The organism is Kribbella sp. NBC_00382 (genome assembly GCF_036067295.1).
GTDB lineage: Bacteria > Actinomycetota > Actinomycetes > Propionibacteriales > Kribbellaceae > Kribbella.
This window is the reverse complement of the sequence record NZ_CP107954.1, coordinates 1,940,374-1,955,851: the sequence shown is the minus strand read 5'-3', so window position 1 is coordinate 1,955,851 and position 15,478 is coordinate 1,940,374. Positions and strand designations below refer to the sequence as shown.

Here is a 15,478-nt window from a genome sequence, read left to right as displayed (position 1 = left end):
TCGTGCGCCTGCGCAGACACCCGAATCCAGCGATCCCATCCCTGACAAATGTCATGGGTAGCCGCCCGGACACACCCCGTAATGCCGTGGTTTTCCCCGCAATCGCGCCCAGATCCGTTGCCTGGCGCGGGATGAAGGATTCCCCCCGACTTTCCCGAACCGGCCGAAGGTTCCCGGTTCCTGGCAATTGGCTGGCAGCCCAGAGCCGCCGAACCTAGCGTCGTCGGCATGGATCTGATCGCCCGCGCCGAGGCGCTCCAAGCAGAGGCGCACGCAGTACTCCGCAAGCTCGATCTGGAGCGGGCGTTCCCCTCCCTCGGCCCGCCACTCCTGATCGGCAGCGCCCGCTCGGGGCTGATGGTGCTGCGCGACCTGGACGTCATGTTCACGGCACCGGCGGCCAAGGCTTCCGAGGTGCTGACGGGGCTCGCCGACATCGCCGCGCGCGTCGAGCTGCTCTCAGTCGATTTCCGCGACGAACGGGGAGACCGCCGCCCCACCCCGCAACTCACCGACGAGCGGTTCTACGCGGTACTCGACCACGCCAACTGGAAGGTCGACCTGACCATCTGGCTCCATGCCGTCGACCGCCCACACGTCGAGGACGCGCTGCGGGTCGGGGCAGCAACCGCCGAGCAGAAGGAAGCGATCCTGCGACTCAAGAGCACCTACCCCGGCTACCCCGACGTCATCGGCGGCTCGGACATCTATCCAGCAGTACTCGACCACGGCGTACGTAGTACCGGAGAACTTGCTGCCTACTTGGGCAGATGAAGAGTGCCGGCCGTCCGGCAACGCCACCGGGCGGTCGGCACTCGCTTGGGGGGCCGCGTCAAAGCAGGCCTAGGGCCTCGGACTCCTGGTCGCTGAAGAGGCGGGAACGGATCAGGAAGCGGACGCCTTCGGGGGCCTCCACCGAGAAGCCGCTGCCGCGGCCTTTGACGACGTCGACGGTCAGGTGGGTGTGCTTCCAGTACTCGTACTGGTTCTTCGACATCCAGAACGAGATGGCCTTGTCCAGGCCGGCCACGTCGAGGTCACCCAGGTGGATGTCCGCGTTGCCGGTCTTGAACTCGCCGTCGGGGTAGCACATCGGCGAGCTGCCGTCGCAGCACCCGCCGGACTGATGGAACATCAGCGGGCCATGGATCTCGGTGAGGCGGCGGAGCAACTCCGCCGCCTCCTCCGTGTAGGAAACCCGGTCGACCATGGGATTTAGAAGAAGCCGAGCTTGTTCGGGCTGTAGCTGACCAGCAGGTTCTTGGTCTGCTGGTAGTGGTCGAGCATCATCTTGTGGTTCTCCCGGCCGATCCCGGAGTTCTTGTACCCGCCGAAGGCCGCGTGTGCCGGGTAGGCGTGGTAGCAGTTCGTCCAGACCCGGCCGGCCTGGATCTCGCGGCCGGCCCGGTACGCCGTGTTCATGTCCCGCGACCAGACGCCGGCGCCGAGCCCGTACAGGGTGTCGTTGGCGATCTTGATCGCGTCGGCGTAGTCGTCGAACTTGGTCACCGAGACGACCGGCCCGAAGATCTCCTCCTGGAAGATCCGCATCTTGTTGTCGCCCTCGAAGATGGTCGGCTGGATGTAGTAGCCGCCGCTCAGGTCGCCGCCGAGGTCGGCCTTCTCGCCGCCGGTGATCACCTTCGCGCCCTCGGCCTTGCCGATGTCGATGTACGACAGGATCTTCTCGTACTGGTCGTTGCTGGCCTGCGCGCCCATCATCGTGTCGGTGTCCAGCGGGTTGCCCTGCTTGACCGCCTCGGTGCGCGCCTTCGCATCGGTCAGGAACGAGTCGTAGATGCCGGCCTGGATCAGCGCCCGGGACGGACAGGTGCAGACCTCGCCCTGGTTCAGCGCGAACATCGTGAAGCCCTCGAGCGCCTTGTCGTAGAAGTCGTCGCGCGAGCTGGCGACGTCGTCGAAGAACAGGTTCGGGCTCTTGCCGCCGAGCTCCAGCGTCACCGGGATGATGTTCTCCGAGGCGTACTGCATGATGAGGCGGCCGGTCGTGGTCTCACCAGTGAACGCGACCTTGGCGACTCTGTTGCTGGAGGCAAGCGGTTTGCCGGCCTCGACGCCGAACCCGTTGACGATGTTCAGCACACCCGGCGGGATCAGGTCGGCGATCAGCTCCATCAGCACGTGGATCGAGGCCGGTGTCTGCTCGGCCGGCTTCAGTACGACGGCGTTGCCGGCCGCGAGCGCGGGCGCCAGCTTCCAGGTCGCCATCAGGATCGGGAAGTTCCACGGGATGATCTGCGCGACCACGCCGAGCGGCTCGTGGAAGTGGTACGCGACGGTGTCGTCGTCGACCTGCGAGATCGAGCCCTCCTGCGCGCGCAGCGCGCCGGCGAAGTACCGGAAGTGGTCGACCGCCAGCGGCATGTCCGCGGCCAGCGTCTCGCGGACCGCCTTGCCGTTGTCCCAGGTCTCGGCGACGGCGAGCAGTTCGAGGTTGTCCTCGATCGTGTCGGCGATCTTGTTCAGGACGTTCGCGCGCTCCGCCGCCGACGTCCGGCCCCAGCCCGGCGCCGCCCCGTGCGCGGCGTCGAGAGCGGCCTCGACGTCGTCGGCGGTGCCTCGCGCGATCTCGGTGAAGTTCTCACCGGTCACCGGAGTCGGATTCTCGAAGTAACCACCCTTGGCCGGTGGTACCCATTCGCCCCCGATGAAGTGGTCGTAGCGCGACTTGAACGTGATCGGAGAGCCGTCACTGCCCGGCGATGCGTAGATGGTCATTCGTCTCCTCCTGCAGAAAAGAGCGGTGCTCCGAAAACTAGGCGGGGGGACGTTGCACCGACGTTGCATAGCTTCGGCACTTGTTTGCCCGTCCGTTCCGGGCGAGTCTGGAGCGTGGACGCCGCGGAGAAGGCGCGCCGGCTCAGTGAGTTGTACGACGAGGTGCTCGGTGCCGGCCGAGTGCCCGGTGTCCCGCGCCCTCTTGTCGCCGCCTCCTGGGAACGGTCGCTGGCCGCCGCGGTCGACCCGGAGCTCGACGCACCGCCGGTGGTCATCCCGTCCGAGTTGCTTGAGTCCTTGCGTGAGAACCATCCGCTGAGCGCTGTACTACCGCTCCTGCGCAGCACCCTGACGACGATCGCCGACGAGGCGTCGCACATCATGATCATCACCGACGCGCAGGGGCTGATCCTCTGGCGCGAAGGCGCGGCCGACGTACGCCGGCAGGCCGACCGGATCGCCTTGTCGGAGGGCGCCATCTGGTCCGAGGACGCGATCGGCACCAACGGCATGGGTACTGCGCTAGCCGCCGACCAGCCGGTCCAGATCCACTCGGCCGAACACCTGGTACGCCGGATCCACGCCTGGACGTGTGCCGCGGCGCCGGTGCACGACCCGGATACCGGCAAGCTGATCGGCGCCGTCGACGTCAGCGGTCCGTTGCGCACGGTCCACCCGGCCATGATGGCGCTGGTGACCGCGGCGGCTCAGCTGGCCGAGGGGCAACTCCGGGTCCGGATGGCTGCGGCCGACGAGCAACTCCGCGCTCGCAACATGCGCCACCTCATCGCTTTGGGTGACTCACCTGGTGCTCTGCTGACTCCCACTGGTCGCGTTCTCGCGGTCCAGCCGCTGGCCTGGTTGCCGGATCGCCTCGACGTCTCTTCCGGCGCTTCGCGGATCGAGCTCGGCGATGGGCGGGAAGCCGTGGTCGAGCAGTTGGACGAGGGCTACCTGCTGCGCATCCCAGGCCCGGTACGCCGACGCCGCCCGCTACTGCGATTGAGGTTGCTGGGCTCGGACCAGCCAGTCGCTGTCGTCGGGACTCGTGAAATCGCGCTGACGCTGCGCCGGGCCGAGGTGCTCGCGTTGCTGCTGCTCCATCCGGCTGGGCTGACGGCTGAGCAGCTGATGCTGCAGCTCTATGGCGACGAGGGCAATCCGGCGACGGTACGGGCCGAGATGCACCGGCTGCGCAATCTGCTGGGCGGTGGGGTGCTCGATACCAAGCCGTATCGGATCGTCGCGGACGTGTCGGGTGACGTCACGGACGTGCAGTTGGCGCTGCGGGTTGGCGACCTGAGCAAGGCGTTGGAGTTGTACTCCGGGCCGCTGCTCGGGCGCTCGGATGCGCCGGCCTTGCGGGTGGAGCGTGACGAGTTGGATGCGACGCTGCGGCGCGCAGTACTGGATCGTGCCGACGCGGACCTGCTGTGGCGGTTCGCGCAGACGCCGACGGGAGCGGAGGATCTCGAGATCTTCGAGGTGCTCGACCAGCATCTTCCAGCTGGGGACCATCGGCGGCCCGCGGTTGCTGCCCGGTTGGACCGGCTCGCGGGCTGAGCGCTGGCGTTCAGTATCTGGACAGTGGATTTTAAGTGCAGTGAACTAGTTTAGTTTCGCAGGTGTGACCGTCGTGGGTGACTCAGCGTCGTCGTCACGCCGCAGTTCAGTTCAGCGAACTAGGCGGCGGGGCGGCGACCGAGCCACGCTCGATCAGGGTCGGCTCGACCGTGGTCCGGCGGACCCGGCGGTTGGTGTCGACCGCGGACGTGACGCGGCTCACGACGTCGGCGACCAGGTCGTCGAGGGGCCAGTGGAAGGTGGACAGCGGCGGGCTGAGCAGCTGGGACATCGGCTGGTCGTCGTACCCGAGCAGGGACAGATCTTCGGGCACCCGGATGCCGAGCTCCTTGCAGGCGGCGTACACGCCGAAGGCCATCGAGTCGGCGAGGGCCAGGATGCCGGTCGGCCGGCAGTCCCCGGTGAGCAACTCGCGGGCGACCTCGGTCGCGCCGGCCAGATCATGCGGGCAGGGCACGATCCGCACCTTGAGCTTCAGTCCGAACGCGACCCGCTGGGCGATCTCCTCGGCCGGCCGCTCCACCTCGAACCGGCGGGACGGGCTCAGTACGGCGACGTCGCGGTGACCCGCGTCGGCCAGCCGGCGCAGTGCAGTACTGACTCCGGTCTCGTTGTCGAACAGCACCTCGGACTTCGCCTTCGCGGCCGGCAGCGCGTCGCCGATCGCGATCACCGGCGCCTGCTGGGCGATCTTGGCCCAGCCCTTGGCGCCCGGATCGATCGGGATCACCACGATCGCGTCGGCGCGATGGTCGACCAGGTGCTGGGCGAGCTGCAGCTGCCGATCGGCGTCACCGGCCGAGTCGATGATCCAGGCGTTGCGGTCCGGCGCGAGCAGCTCGCGGCCGAGCGCCGCGGCCAGGCGTTGCTGCCAGAGGTCCTCGAGCGAGGCGCACAGCACGCCGACCGAACCGCTCCGGCCGGAGGCGAGGGCGCGGGCCACGGGGTCGGCCTGGTACCCGAGACGCTCGGCGGCTTCCTGCACCCGCTGCTGCGTCTCCGGCGTTCCTTGCAGACCTCGCAGCGCGTACGAGACGGCGGCCATCGAGAGGCCGGTGTCCGCTGCGATGTCCTTGAGGGTCGGCCTGCGGCCTGTTCCGGACATGTCATCGACCCTAGGGCACGGCGGCGACAAAAACCTGTCGAAGGATGGCCTGCGCTGGAACGGCGCTTGACAGATTAGGCTTTGAAGCGCTTCACTACAGATGTCTTGAAGCGCTTCAAAGTTCAGTCGAGCGGGGAGGTGAGGGGTTCGTGAGCGATGTGATCGACGTGCACCAGCACCTCTGGCCGACCGAGTTCGTCGACCGGCTCCGAGCCCGTACTTCGGCGCCGTACCTGGACGGCTGGACGCTGCATACGACCGGCGAAGCGCCGTACGAGGTGGATCCGGCAGCGCATGCCGTAGACAAGCGCGTCGCCGCTGAGCTGGACGCGGGGACCTCGCTGGTCGGGGTGTCGCTGTCTTCGCCGCTCGGGATCGAGCACCTCGGTGATTCTCTGCTGCTGGATGCTTGGCATGCCGGTGCTGCATCGTTGCCCGAGCCCTTCAAGGCATGGGCTGCCGTAGATTTGCTGGAGCCTGATCTCGCTGGGCTGGAAAGCCTTCTGGGCCAGGGGTTTCTTGGTCTTCAGTTGCCTGCTCAAGTGCTCGGTACGCCAGCCGGCTGGGCCGCCGTCGCCCCGTTGCTCGCGCTTGCCGAGCGGTTGAACAAGCCGATCCTCGTCCATCCCGGGACGCCTTTGCCGCCTGGTGAAGAGCTGCCCGGGTGGTGGTCGCCGGTCGTCGACTACACGACTCAGCTGCAGGCCGCTTGGTGGGCTTGGCATGCGTTTGGCGGGCGTACGACGTACCCGCTGCTGAGGCTCTGCTTCGTCGCGGCGGCCGGCCTCGCGCCGGTCCACCACGAGCGGCTCGCTGCCCGCGGCGGCCGCCTCGGCACCATCGACACCAACCTGTACGTCGACACCTCGAGCTACGGCCCGCAAGGTATCGACGCGGTCGCCCGGGTCCTCGGCATCGACCAGGTCGTGCACGGCACCGACCGGCCGTACGCCGGACCCGTCGACCTCCGTCAGGGCGACGCGGCAACCGCGGTGATCCAACACAACAACCCGCACCGGCTCCTGTTCGGACCGGTGCCACCTCCTGAGAGGGGAGTGCAGTGACTGCTCAGCCCGTTTCCGACGCACCCGTCGTACCCGCGCGCCAGGCCAGCCGGCTCGTGGAGCTCAACGACTGTCTGTCGCTCGACAACCTTCCAGGACGTGATCTCACCCCCGCCGAACTGGCCGAGCTGGCCGGCGGCCTCGCCGCTCAGCCGCACCTGTGGGAGGACAAGGTCGCCTACAGCGACGACGAACGCGTCTTCGCCTCCCTGCACCGCGACGCCAACGTCGACGTCTGGCTGATCTGCTGGACCCCTGTCAACGACACCGGCTGGCACGACCACGACGTCTCCTCGGGCGCCGTCGCAGTCGCCCGCGGCGAACTCGTCGAACACAATCTCGCCATCGGCACCGAACCCATCGAAACCACCATCGAAGCCGGCGACGTCTACGGCTTCGGCCCCGAACACATCCACCGAGTCGTAGGCTCCGCCCCCGGCAGCGTCACCGTCCACGCCTACAGCCCCCCGCTCTGGCGCATGGGCCAGTACTCAGTCAAAGAAGGCGTCCTCCGCCGAGTCTCCGTCTCCTACGCCGACGAACTCCGCCCCCTCGACTAACCCCAGCACCAACAACATCGATAGTTCCGGCGGCTGAGTCGGTCCGCAGCCTCCGCCCGGCTTCCAACAGGCGCTCCTTCACCATCACCTGGGTGAAGGAGCGCTTGTCTTGTTGGCGGAGTAGGTGAAGGGCGGCGGGAGGCGCCGGTGGGGTCAGGAATGAGTGCTGGTGTTGGAAACAGCGAGTGGCGCTATTGAGAACGAGGCAGCAGTCGGTCCGGGGGCGGGCGAGTGCGTGAGGTACGGCGGGCACGCCGGATGAAGGGGCTGCCGCATCTGGACCGACGCCAGCAGCGTCCAGTTGCTTGGGGTTGGGCGTGCGTCATTGGCGCCTCCGGTTGATGGTCTCGGACGGCGCGTGCACGGCCGGGGCCGTGGTGCGGGTGGGTTACGGGCCGGTGGAGGGGGTGCCGGATTCGCCCCAGGGGTTGAGGGTGGTGGCGTATTCGGGGGTGAGCCAGGACAGGCCCGCGGCTGCAGGGGAAATCACCGAAGCGGTGGCTGGGGAGAAGGCCGTGGCGGTGTGGGGCGAGCGTGGGTGGTCGGGGTGGGGCGTAGTGCTGCCGGCAGACCGGGCTGGTGCTGATCCTGTGGACGAGGCGGTGGCCATCCATGACGCCGCGCTGGTGGAGGAGGCGTGGGCGGCGCGGGGTTCGGTGGTGTTGAGGTTCGTGGTGTTCAGGGGGAGTTGGGTGAGCCAGGGGTTGGGGTTGGTCGGGGTGGGGATGGTCCAGTTGGGGCGGGTGATGCGGACGACGCCGTTGGTGATGGAGACAGCCCAATGGCCGGCGTGGACGGCGCGGTGGTGGGCGCCGCACAGCAACACCAGGTTGGTGATCGAGGTGGGGCCGCCGTCGATCCAGTGGATGACGTGATGGGCGTGGCAGTGCGAGGGCGGGGCTTTGCAGATGACGCAGCCTTTGTCGCGGCGGTTGAGGGCGCGGCGGATGTAGCGGGTGACGAACCGGTACTCCATCCCCACATCCAGCGGCTGAGAATCCGTCCCCAGGACGATGGGGAGGATGGCGGCGTCGCAGGCGAGGAGCCGGACGGCGGAGGCGGAGATGTTGTCGCCGAAGACGAGTTCGCCGACGGCGGCCGAGGTGAGTGCTTTGAGGTCGGTGAAGTCGATGGTGACGGTCAGGTGCGGGACCCCGGGGACGCCGGTGGTGGGGTCGGCGCCGGTGGCGATGTCGAGAATGGTGGTCAGGGCGTCGGCCTGGCGCTTTTCGTGGGAGCGGGGGTCGAGTTCGCCGTCGGCGGTGCGGTGGGGTTTGGCCAGGTCGTGGATCGCGGTCTTGAGCAGTTCGGCGTTGGCGCCGGCCAGGTAGCCACCGAACTTCACGCCGTGGTCGGCGGGCCGGATCCACAGCTTCTCGTTCTGATACGCCTCTTCTTCGGCGGGTTCGGGGCCGTCGGTGTCCAGGCGGTCGAGGACCTGGCGGCCGAAGTCACGCAGGCCGCTGGGGGTGACGTGGCGGGCGGCTTCGATCATCTGTTCCTCGGCGACCCGCAGCGTCTCGGCGGGCACCGTGGAGGGTGCTTTCTCCAACATGGTCACGATGACTTTCGCGTGACCCGGGGTCAGCCCGGTCGGATCGTCGCCGGCCACGGCCACGGCCACGGCGAGGGCTGCGGCGACGGCCTCGTACTTCGGGAGGTTCTTGAGGAATTTGAGGTCGCTGCGGGTGTCGGCGGGGTCGCGGCGATGGCGTAGTTCGAGGAGTTCGATGGTGTTGCGGGCGTCGAGTTCCTTGGCCAGACCACGGGACTCGACGTCGCCGAGGAGTTCGAGACGGTAGGAGCCGAGGGTGTTCAGGGCAGCTTCGACCGTGTCCAGAGTGACGATCACTTCACTGTCGCTCTGGAGGTACGCGGGTCGTAGCTGCGAGATCTCCATAGACACAACCCTAGACACCGCCACCGACAGTTTCCGAAGCCGGGAACCCGTTATCTATAAGGGCTTTCTGGATGGCCGGATTCGGTCAGGTTGTCCACAGGGAAGCGAGATCTGTGGATGAAGGGAGGGCTTAGCGATCTGCCCCGAGGTGCCCCTGAGGTGCCCTGGGAAATGGCCTGCTGTGGAGGGGGCGTCGTCTGCAGGGTGGTTGGTATGACTGCAGAGGCTCAGGTTGGTGTTGAGGTTCATTACACGGAGCGGTGTGACGAGGAGGTTCGGCTGCGGGGTACTTGGCGGGGGCGGTTCGAGTTGGCGCGGATGCAGCATCTGTTGATGCAGTACTTGCCGGAGGCACCGGCTGAGGTGGCGGATATCGGGGGCGGGCCGGGAGTACATGCTTGCTGGTTGAAGGAACGCGGGTACGAGGTCGAGTTGCTGGATCCCGTGGAGCGGCATATCGAGCAGGCCACGGCGGCTGGGATCAACGCAGTGCTGGGGGATGCGCGGCGGCTGCCTTGGGAGAACGAGCATTTCGATGCGGCGTTGCTGGCGGGGCCGATCTATCACCTGACCGAGGCGTCGGATCGGCGGCTGGCGTTGCGGGAGGCGATCCGGGTGGTGCGGCCGGGTGGGTTCATCGCGGTGGTGGCGATCAACCGGGCGGCGAATCTGATCGGCTCGACGATCGCCAACACGTTGCTGACCCGGCAGCAGGTGGTGACGGACATTCTCGACACCGGGTTCAGCCCGGACAACGAGCGGATGGCGGAGACGGTCTACCACACCACCACCCAGCTGCGGACCGAGCTGGTCAACGCAGGTCTGGCGTCCGTCACCATTCACGGGTTGACCGGCCCGGGTGGCTGGCTGACTGTCGCGATCGACCGGTACTTCGGTGAGATCGAGCTTCCCGACCTGCTCCAGCAGCCGCCACCGATGGACACCGCGCTGGAGTGCTCCCGGCTAGCCGACCGCCACCCCGAGCTCACCCCGGCCAGCTCGCTGCTCTTCGCGGTCGGTCAGCGTGTTTGACCGGTACCACCACCGCAAGCTCCACGAAGAAGCCGTCCGCTACGCCGCCAACGGCTGGCCCGTCGCGCCCCTCGCAATCCCGCGGGACGGCGTCTGTCCCTGTGGTGGGAGCTGTCTGGATCCACACCTGGCTGGCGAGGTGATCCGCGACGGCTACCGCGCGGCTGTGGTCTGGCCCGAGCCAGGTCGTCGCGTGGTGCCTTGGACCCGTCGCTCGAGGCAGGCGGCTGACAGGGGACGCCGCCTGGACGACTCGGAACTGGCCGCAGGTGCACTACGCCACTGGACCACGGCCGACCTGCTGCCAGGTGAGCCAGCCGCCGAGGCGGAACTGCGCAGGGTGGGGACGATGCCGGGCGCTGCCGGCGCTGAGCTGGGGCGTGGTGTGGCCGACTCTGAGGTGGAGCCGGGTGGGGTGGAGCCGGGTGGGGTGGAGGCGGGAGTCGTGCCCGGTGGGATGGGTGCTGAGGCGATGCCTGGTGGGGTGAAGCCGGGCGGGGCGGGAGTGGTGCCCGGTGGGGGTGCTGAGGTGGCGGCAGGTCGGGTGGTTGGTGGGGTGGGGAGGTGGGGGATTGCTTTGGTGACTGAGGGTTTTGACGTTATGGAGTTGCCGGCGGAGTACGGGGCTGTGCTTAACCATCGGTTGAAGGCGAGCTGTCCTACCGCGATGGCGCCGGCTAAGCGGCGGTGGTTGTTTTTTGTGGTTGAGGGGTCGGTGGATAGGGAGCAGGTGGTGGGGGCGGGTGGGGTGCTGCATTCAGGCCCAAAGGGGTGGGTGCCGGCGCCGGGGACTTGGATGGAGGAGACGGGGCGGATTCGGTGGCTTGTGCATCCGTATCTGACGGAGTGGCGGCCTTATCAGCGGCGGGATCCTATTGATCTGATATTTCTCTGACTATAGTCAGAGAATGAGCATTTCCGATGTCAGGAGATTCAACCGCACGGTGACCCAGCGGATCGGCGCGCTCAGTGACACCTATATGGCGCGCGACCGGCCGCTGGGTCAGGCCAGGGTGCTCTGGGAGATCGGGCCGGACGGCTGCGATGTGCGTTCGCTGCGGTCCCGGCTCGATCTCGACTCCGGGTACCTGAGCCGCCTGCTCCGCATCCTGGAGAACGATGGCCTCGTCGAGGTCGAGCAGAACGGCGACGACGGCCGGGTCCGCACCGCCCGGCTCACCGCCCAGGGCCTGAAGGAGCGAACGGTCCTGGACCAGCGCTCCGACGACCTGGCCGCGTCGATCCTCGATCCGCTCAGCGAATCTCAGCGCGCCCGCCTGATCACCGCGATGGCCGAGGTCGAGCGCCTGCTGATCGCCTCGACGGTCACCGTCGGCAGCATCGATCCCCGGCACCCGGACGCGAAGTACTGCCTGCAGTCGTACTTCGATGAGCTAGGCGCCCGCTTCGATGCCGGCTTCGACCACGCGCGCACCCTCTCGGCCAGCACCGACGAACTCACTCCACCAGCCGGCCTGCTCCTGGTGGCGACCCTCCACTCCGAGCCGGTCGGCTGCGGCGCCCTCAAGTTCCACGGCGACGAACCGGCCGAGGCCAAGCGGATGTGGGTCTCACCCGAGATCCGCGGCCTCGGACTCGGCCGCCGCCTCCTCACCGAGCTCGAGAACCACGCAGCCGCCAACGGTGCCCCAGCCTTGAGACTGGAGACGAACCGCAACCTCACCGAGGCCATCGCGCTCTACCGGGCGGCGGGCTACACCGAAGTACCGGCCTTCAACGACGAGCCCTACGCCCACCACTGGTTCGAGAAGAAGCTCACCACTTGAACGGACTGAAGTTGGCGAGCGTCGACAGGAAGCCGGGCGCCTCGGCGTTCTTCAGCTTGCCGAACAGCTTGCGGAACGCGATGCCGAGACCGGCCAGCAGAAGCGGCACGAAGATGAGGAACAGCCCGATCGCCGCGGCGGCGATGACCCAGCTGGTGTCGTCCGGTGCCGCGGTCGCGCCGGACCGGGCCGAAGCGCGGCTCGCTGTGACCTCGGCGAGCTGGGCTTCGTAGAGCTTCTGTCGCAACGGCGCATCCGCCGCGGTGCCGGTCGGTACGCTCGGCCAGGCGGCCAGACAGGCGCCGGACGTCGGATCCTTCTCCTGACCAGTGGAGCAAACGATGCTCGCCACCGGCTGATGGGAAGGCGGCGTCAGGAAAGGCGCCGGCAACGACACCACACCGATGCCTAAGGCAACGACTGCGCAGCGCAGCAGCGGTGCCCGGTTGAGCACGCTGGTGTTGGTCCAGGCCACGAAGGTCCGGGTGCGATTCAGCTGCGCCTGCGGTGTGCCAGAAGCGTCGGCCGGCTCTTTCACCTTGTTTCCCCTGGTCAGGAATGCCAGGTATGCGGTCGCCAGCAGAATCGCGAACCCCAGGAACAGGCTGGGCAGGATGCCGCGGGCCGGCAACGGGTTGTCGGTGACCGAGAAGGCGAGCGTCAGCGCGCCGGTGTAGAGCGCGAAGATCGCCGTGGCGCCCTTCTGCACGAACTCGGCACTCGCCCGGGCCCGATCGATCCCGCCCTTGGCGACGGTCATGATCGCGTCGCTGAACGCGGCGGCCGACGCGCGATCGGCGTCGAGATCGGCCTTGCCCTCGGCCCGATCGGCGTCCAGCACCGCAGCCCGCTCGGTCCGGTCCGCAGTCGCCACAGCAGTCCGCTCGGTCCGAGCCGCCGCGGCGACGGCAGCCCGCTCGGCCAGCTCGGCCTCGTACTTCGCAGTGGCCCCAGCTATCCGGGCAGCGTAGAAGGCGGCCCGTTCCTCTTTGGTGGCCGGTCGAGGCAGACCACGAGGCAGCCGCAACAGCCGACTACTCATCATCCGGATCGGCGTCAGCGGCTTCCAGCTCGCCCGGATCGACCAGCCGCCCGTTCACCGTGTGCAGCGGGCGGCTGCCCACATGCACCAGCACCCCGTTGTCAGCCGGCTCGAACTCCGAGTCCTCGAAGCGCCGGCGTTCCCACCGGCAGTACACGTCCGCCATCGCCACCCCCACAGTGATTTCCCCAGGAGACAGCATGCACGCTAAGTGACGAACGGGGAAGGGGGCTGAGGATCCCCCTGGCATCCTCAGCCCCTTACAGACACCTCCGTATCAACCTGCAGATGTCACTTCCGGAGCACGCCGAGCAGGCCGTGCGTCTCGTTCGCGATCCCTGCGGAGAACCAGATCGCGTCCGTGCCACCCGTTGCCGCCGTACCCGGGAGCAATGCCCAAAGCCCCGGGATGACGACGGTCTTGCCGGTCGCGGCGTCGCGCACCTGACTCGCGACCTTGTGCTGGAAGCGCCCGTGGTTCTTGGCCTCGACGACGTTGATCCGGCCGTCGCCGAAGTTGCCGACCAGCAGCGCGCCGGCCTGCTTACCCCACGAAGCAGGCGCGATCGCCAGACCCCACGGCGCGTTCAGCGAGTCGTGCGAGACGATCCGGTCGACGAACTTGCCGTCCACCGAGTACTCGTCGACGATGCCGAGGCCCTTACCGCTGGCGGGGCGGTGGGTCACCGGGTCGACCTTCACGTACGCGACGAAGATCCGGCCGTTCAGCGTCTGCACGTTGTACGGGCTGTAGCCCTTCGGCAGATGCTTGTCCTTGAAGGCCCACGCGGGCTGCGCGACCGGGGCGAAGGCGTTGTCGAAGACGTCGATCTTGCCCTGCGCGAAGTCGGCGGCGTACAGCTGGTCGCCCTTGGTCGCGGTGGCGAGCGCCAGGCCGGTATAGACCGCGCCCGGGGTGGTGGCCTTGATCTGGGCGTCGCCGATCAACGGCGTCGCCGGCGGACCCCAGGCGGCGATCTGCCCGGTCAGGGTGGAGAAGATGAACCTGGCTGACACACCAGGCGCCAGCTGGAAGCCGGTACTGGCGTTGGCGACCTGTCCGGTCGGGGCCGGTACGTTGACGCGGACCGTCGGCACCTTGGTCGCCGTGGTCGCGCCCGGGGCCGAGGAGTACAGCGTCGACGACGAGGTGCCCTGGTTGGACACCCACAGCGGTGACGTCGCGCCGAGGGCCAGGCCCCACGGGTTGACCAGGTCGGGATCGAGCAGCGCGGCCTTGCCCGGTACGTCGGACACCAGGTTGACCTGGTGCAGGGCGAGGTTGTTGCGCGAGTCGTGACCGTAGGACTCGTGCGCGCTGGCGGTGGCGGGAACGACCAGTGCCAGTCCGCCGACGAGTGCGGTGGCGGCGGCGAGTGGGCGTCCCTTGAAGCGAAGCGACATGACACTTTCCTGTCGGTTGGCGAAGTCGAACACCACCCACACGAGCGAAAGGTCTGGCCGGTTCAGCGTTCGCACGATAGACATGGCGAAACCGCGAACGTGGGGGGACCACTCGATGCCACAACTCTCGATCCAGCCGCTCAATCCGCGGCTGTTACCGGCCGCGACGGGCAACTACACGCATGGCGTCCAGGTGGACGGGGCCGGCCGGCTCGTCTTCGTCAGCGGCCAGGTGCCGTGGGGCGACGCCCAGGGCAAGATCCCGGACTCCTTCGAGGACCAGTGCCGGATGGTCTGGCGCAACGTCCTCGCCGTCCTCGCCGAGGCCGGCCTCGGGGTCGCCAACCTGGTCAAGGTGACGACCTATCTGTCCGACCGCCAGTACCGGGCGCTCAACTCGAAGATCCGTGAAGAGATCCTCGGCCGGCACGCCCCGGCACTGACGATCATCATCTGCGACATCTACGCCGAGGAATGGCTCCTCGAGATCGAAGCAGTCGCTGCAGGCTGAGCTGGACCGTCAGGCCCAGGTCTCCGCGTGGGTGATGGCGCCGTTGGGCGCGCTCAGTTCGGTGAGCACGTCCTCGGCGTCCGCCTCCAGCGGCTCGAACGGCCACTCCGGTACGACGTACGCGCGCGCCCCGGCGACCAGATCGACACCCGGCAGCTCGAACCACGCCTCGCCGACCTCGCGGCTGATCTCGTAGATGGCCTGCTCGGCCGTCTCGACCGGCTCCCGCTCGCCGGACTCGTCGAGCTCGGCCGGGTGCCGCTCCTGCGCCGACTTGCCGGCCTCCAGCAGCGCGTCGAGGTCGACCACCCGCAGGTCGAACCGCGACACCACGCTGATCACCTGGTCCCGCTCCTCGGCCTCCTCGTCGTCCTCGTCCTCGCCGACCTCGTCGTCCAGCAGCAGCGGTGCGGTCCCGGTGTGCTCGAAGACGGCGTCGTTCCAGCCCTCGACGAGCTCCTCCAGCGCCGCGTTCTGCTCGTAGAGGGTGTTCTGGTCCTCGTCACCGGTCATCGCCAGCAGGGCCTCGGTGTGGGCCTGCAGGCGTTCGGCCAGCTGGCGGCTGGCCTCGGCCAGCGCCTTGCGGCTCTCCTCGGAGAAGAACTGCTCCCCGGTGGCGGAGAACTCCTGGTTGTCCACTTCAGTCACTGCGGTCTTCCTTAACTCTGGTCGGGGGGCTGCTCGTACCAGCCGTAAGTATGCGAGAGATGTGTGAGAGCTGCGTGGGCGGGTGTGAGAGACCTGCGAGAA

15 protein-coding genes are annotated in these 15,478 nt (G+C 67.9%); 7 read left to right on the top strand and 8 right to left on the bottom strand.

Going from position 1 to position 15,478, the window contains the following annotated elements; genetic code table 11:
* Nucleotides 1-228: 228 nt before the first annotated feature.
* On the top strand, nucleotides 229-774 hold the full coding sequence (locus tag OHA70_RS09725) for a hypothetical protein (protein ID WP_328330802.1): 546 nt from the start codon (nucleotides 229-231) through the stop codon (nucleotides 772-774).
* Between the two features lie 58 nt (nucleotides 775-832).
* On the opposite strand, the gene OHA70_RS09720 is transcribed toward OHA70_RS09725, so the two are convergent.
* Entirely contained in the window at nucleotides 833-1,210 is a 378-nt protein-coding gene (locus OHA70_RS09720) for a DUF779 domain-containing protein (protein WP_328330800.1), read from the bottom strand.
* A 5-nt stretch (nucleotides 1,211-1,215) separates the two neighbouring features.
* Nucleotides 1,216-2,739 (bottom strand): aldehyde dehydrogenase, encoded by a 1,524-nt coding sequence (gene adh / locus OHA70_RS09715; RefSeq protein WP_328330798.1) that lies wholly within the window; start codon nucleotides 2,737-2,739, stop codon nucleotides 1,216-1,218.
* Between the two features lie 114 nt (nucleotides 2,740-2,853).
* Between adh and OHA70_RS09710 the strand changes: the two genes are divergently transcribed.
* Nucleotides 2,854-4,302 (top strand): helix-turn-helix domain-containing protein, encoded by a 1,449-nt coding sequence (locus OHA70_RS09710; protein ID WP_328330796.1) that lies wholly within the window; start codon nucleotides 2,854-2,856, stop codon nucleotides 4,300-4,302.
* A 106-nt stretch (nucleotides 4,303-4,408) separates the two neighbouring features.
* Here OHA70_RS09710 and OHA70_RS09705 read toward each other — a convergent pair whose 3' ends face one another.
* The gene (locus OHA70_RS09705) at nucleotides 4,409-5,428 is read right to left on the bottom strand and encodes a LacI family DNA-binding transcriptional regulator (protein ID WP_328330794.1); all 1,020 of its coding nucleotides are present in this window, start codon (nucleotides 5,426-5,428) and stop codon (nucleotides 4,409-4,411) included.
* Nucleotides 5,429-5,577: 149 nt separating this feature from the next.
* On the opposite strand from OHA70_RS09705, the gene OHA70_RS09700 reads away from it, so the two are divergent.
* Complete coding sequence (locus OHA70_RS09700) at nucleotides 5,578-6,492, top strand: amidohydrolase family protein (RefSeq protein ID WP_328330792.1); 915 nt, start codon at nucleotides 5,578-5,580, stop codon at nucleotides 6,490-6,492.
* Nucleotides 6,489-7,052, top strand: coding sequence for a cysteine dioxygenase (locus OHA70_RS09695; protein WP_328330790.1), 564 nt, complete (start codon nucleotides 6,489-6,491; stop codon nucleotides 7,050-7,052). The genes OHA70_RS09700 and OHA70_RS09695 overlap by 4 nt, the downstream gene beginning before the upstream one ends.
* Nucleotides 7,053-7,440: 388 nt before the next feature.
* On the opposite strand, the gene OHA70_RS09690 is transcribed toward OHA70_RS09695, so the two are convergent.
* Complete coding sequence (locus tag OHA70_RS09690; protein ID WP_328330788.1) at nucleotides 7,441-8,952, bottom strand: HNH endonuclease signature motif containing protein; 1,512 nt, start codon at nucleotides 8,950-8,952, stop codon at nucleotides 7,441-7,443.
* 213 nt (nucleotides 8,953-9,165) lie between these two features.
* Here OHA70_RS09690 and OHA70_RS09685 point away from each other — a divergent pair, with 213 nt between their 5' ends.
* Nucleotides 9,166-9,984, top strand: coding sequence for a class I SAM-dependent methyltransferase (locus tag OHA70_RS09685; RefSeq protein WP_328330785.1), 819 nt, complete (start codon nucleotides 9,166-9,168; stop codon nucleotides 9,982-9,984).
* A 908-nt stretch (nucleotides 9,985-10,892) separates the two neighbouring features.
* Nucleotides 10,893-11,771 (top strand): bifunctional helix-turn-helix transcriptional regulator/GNAT family N-acetyltransferase, encoded by an 879-nt coding sequence (locus OHA70_RS09680; RefSeq protein WP_328330783.1) that lies wholly within the window; start codon nucleotides 10,893-10,895, stop codon nucleotides 11,769-11,771.
* Here the strand turns inward: OHA70_RS09680 and OHA70_RS09675 are convergent.
* The 3 genes from OHA70_RS09675 to OHA70_RS09665 all read right to left on the bottom strand — a co-directional run bounded on the left by OHA70_RS09675 (nucleotide 11,761) and on the right by OHA70_RS09665 (nucleotide 14,217).
* On the bottom strand, nucleotides 11,761-12,813 hold the full coding sequence (locus OHA70_RS09675; protein WP_328330781.1) for a hypothetical protein: 1,053 nt from the start codon (nucleotides 12,811-12,813) through the stop codon (nucleotides 11,761-11,763). The two genes, OHA70_RS09680 and OHA70_RS09675, sit on opposite strands and share 11 nt — an antisense overlap.
* Nucleotides 12,806-13,015 (bottom strand): hypothetical protein, encoded by a 210-nt coding sequence (locus OHA70_RS09670; protein WP_328330779.1) that lies wholly within the window; start codon nucleotides 13,013-13,015, stop codon nucleotides 12,806-12,808. Before OHA70_RS09670 ends, OHA70_RS09675 begins: the two co-directional genes overlap by 8 nt.
* An 89-nt stretch (nucleotides 13,016-13,104) precedes the next feature.
* Nucleotides 13,105-14,217, bottom strand: a complete 1,113-nt coding sequence (locus tag OHA70_RS09665; protein WP_328330777.1) for a TIGR03118 family protein — start codon at nucleotides 14,215-14,217, stop codon at nucleotides 13,105-13,107.
* A gap of 115 nt (nucleotides 14,218-14,332) precedes the next feature.
* Here OHA70_RS09665 and OHA70_RS09660 point away from each other — a divergent pair, with 115 nt between their 5' ends.
* A complete protein-coding gene (locus OHA70_RS09660; RefSeq protein ID WP_328330775.1) occupies nucleotides 14,333-14,728 on the top strand; it encodes a RidA family protein in 396 nt (131 codons plus the stop codon).
* A 9-nt stretch (nucleotides 14,729-14,737) separates the two neighbouring features.
* On the opposite strand, the gene OHA70_RS09655 is transcribed toward OHA70_RS09660, so the two are convergent.
* Complete coding sequence (locus tag OHA70_RS09655) at nucleotides 14,738-15,376, bottom strand: hypothetical protein (protein ID WP_328330773.1); 639 nt, start codon at nucleotides 15,374-15,376, stop codon at nucleotides 14,738-14,740.
* Nucleotides 15,377-15,478: the final 102 nt, after the last annotated feature.

Bases quoted from the DNA above. Each gene is read 5' to 3' on its own strand.
- OHA70_RS09660 (WP_328330775.1), top strand. From the start codon at position 14,333: ATGCCACAACTCTCGATCCAGCCGCTCAATCCGCGGCTGTTACCGGCC.
- OHA70_RS09675 (WP_328330781.1), bottom strand. From the start codon at position 12,813: ATGAGTAGTCGGCTGTTGCGGCTGCCTCGTGGTCTGCCTCGACCGGCC.
- OHA70_RS09685 (WP_328330785.1), top strand. From the start codon at position 9,166: ATGACTGCAGAGGCTCAGGTTGGTGTTGAGGTTCATTACACGGAGCGG.
- OHA70_RS09705 (WP_328330794.1), bottom strand. From the start codon at position 5,428: ATGTCCGGAACAGGCCGCAGGCCGACCCTCAAGGACATCGCAGCGGAC.
- OHA70_RS09720 (WP_328330800.1), bottom strand. From the start codon at position 1,210: ATGGTCGACCGGGTTTCCTACACGGAGGAGGCGGCGGAGTTGCTCCGC.
- OHA70_RS09670 (WP_328330779.1), bottom strand. From the start codon at position 13,015: ATGCTGTCTCCTGGGGAAATCACTGTGGGGGTGGCGATGGCGGACGTG.
- OHA70_RS09725 (WP_328330802.1), top strand. From the start codon at position 229: ATGGATCTGATCGCCCGCGCCGAGGCGCTCCAAGCAGAGGCGCACGCA.
- adh (WP_328330798.1), bottom strand. From the start codon at position 2,739: ATGACCATCTACGCATCGCCGGGCAGTGACGGCTCTCCGATCACGTTC.
- OHA70_RS09680 (WP_328330783.1), top strand. From the start codon at position 10,893: ATGAGCATTTCCGATGTCAGGAGATTCAACCGCACGGTGACCCAGCGG.
- OHA70_RS09690 (WP_328330788.1), bottom strand. From the start codon at position 8,952: ATGGAGATCTCGCAGCTACGACCCGCGTACCTCCAGAGCGACAGTGAA.
- OHA70_RS09665 (WP_328330777.1), bottom strand. From the start codon at position 14,217: ATGTCGCTTCGCTTCAAGGGACGCCCACTCGCCGCCGCCACCGCACTC.